This is a genomic window from Bacillus sp. AP50, from assembly GCF_040492675.1.
Taxonomy (GTDB): Bacteria; Bacillota; Bacilli; order Bacillales; family Bacillaceae_G; genus Bacillus_A; species Bacillus_A cereus.
This window is the reverse complement of the sequence record NZ_JBEUTW010000652.1, coordinates 1-1,033: the sequence shown is the minus strand read 5'-3', so window position 1 is coordinate 1,033 and position 1,033 is coordinate 1. Positions and strand designations below refer to the sequence as shown.

The following is a 1,033-nucleotide window of genomic DNA, read 5'->3' as shown; positions in this document are numbered from 1 at the left end:
GTTTTATTGGTTCTCACTTGGCACGAAGACTTTTAAATTTACAAGCAAAAATTGTTCTTTTCATAAGAACACCATCAAACTCTTGGAGACTAAAGGATATTCTAAAATATATTGAAACCTATGAAATAGATATACGAGATAAAAAACAAGTACAAGATGCAATAAAGAAAATTAATCCCGATTATATCTTTCACCTGGCAGCCTATGGTGTAAATTCTGCCCATACAGATTACATCCATGCTATAGAAACAAATGTTATAGGGACTTGTAACATTATTCAAGCAGCAAAATTGGTGAATTGTAAAAAAATCATCAATTTTGGGAGTAGTTCTGAATACGGTAACAAGATGGAACCTATTCATGAAAATATGTTACTAACTCCTGTGGACATCTATGGAAGTACCAAAGCTGCTGCTACTATACTCGCCCATCAAATTGCTAGCGAAAACAATATTAATCTTATAACATTAAGACCTTTTGGCATATTCGGAGAAGGCGAAGAGCCGCATAAAATTTTTAGCTATATAATCTTGCGAGTATTACAAAACAAAGATGTAAATTTAACTTTATGTAATCAATTAAGAGATTATTGTTATATAGAAAATGTAATAGATGCCTGTATCCTAGCAGTAGAAAATACTACTGTACAAAATGAAATCTTTAATATTGGGAGCGGCACTATTCACCCCTTGAAACATTATGTAGAATTATTATTCAAACATTTGAAAACCAATTCCAGACCAAATTACGGTGCAATTTCCTCTAGAACAAATGAAAGATGGGTTCCTGAAGCGGATGTGCAAAAAATAAAAAACTCTCTTTCCTGGGAACCTAGAATTAATATTGAAGAAGGAATTATAAAAACTGTTAATTGGTATAAAAATAATAAACATTTATACCTAACTCCCTAAAAATAGGGTACTAAAGGAGGTGGACTAATTGTTAAACCGAAACTTTAATAATGCTTTTTACGGAAAAAGAATTTTAATTACTGGACATACTGGTTTTAAAGGTTCTTGGTTATCCCTATGGT

1 protein-coding gene is annotated in these 1,033 nt (G+C 31.6%); it reads left to right on the top strand.

Going from position 1 to position 1,033, the window contains the following annotated elements; translation table 11 throughout:
* Positions 1–911, top strand: a 911-nt coding sequence (locus tag ABWK52_RS27955; RefSeq protein ID WP_353772307.1) for an NAD-dependent epimerase/dehydratase family protein, incomplete at its 5' end; no start/stop codon positions are given.
* Between the last annotated feature and the right edge of the window lie 122 nt (positions 912–1,033).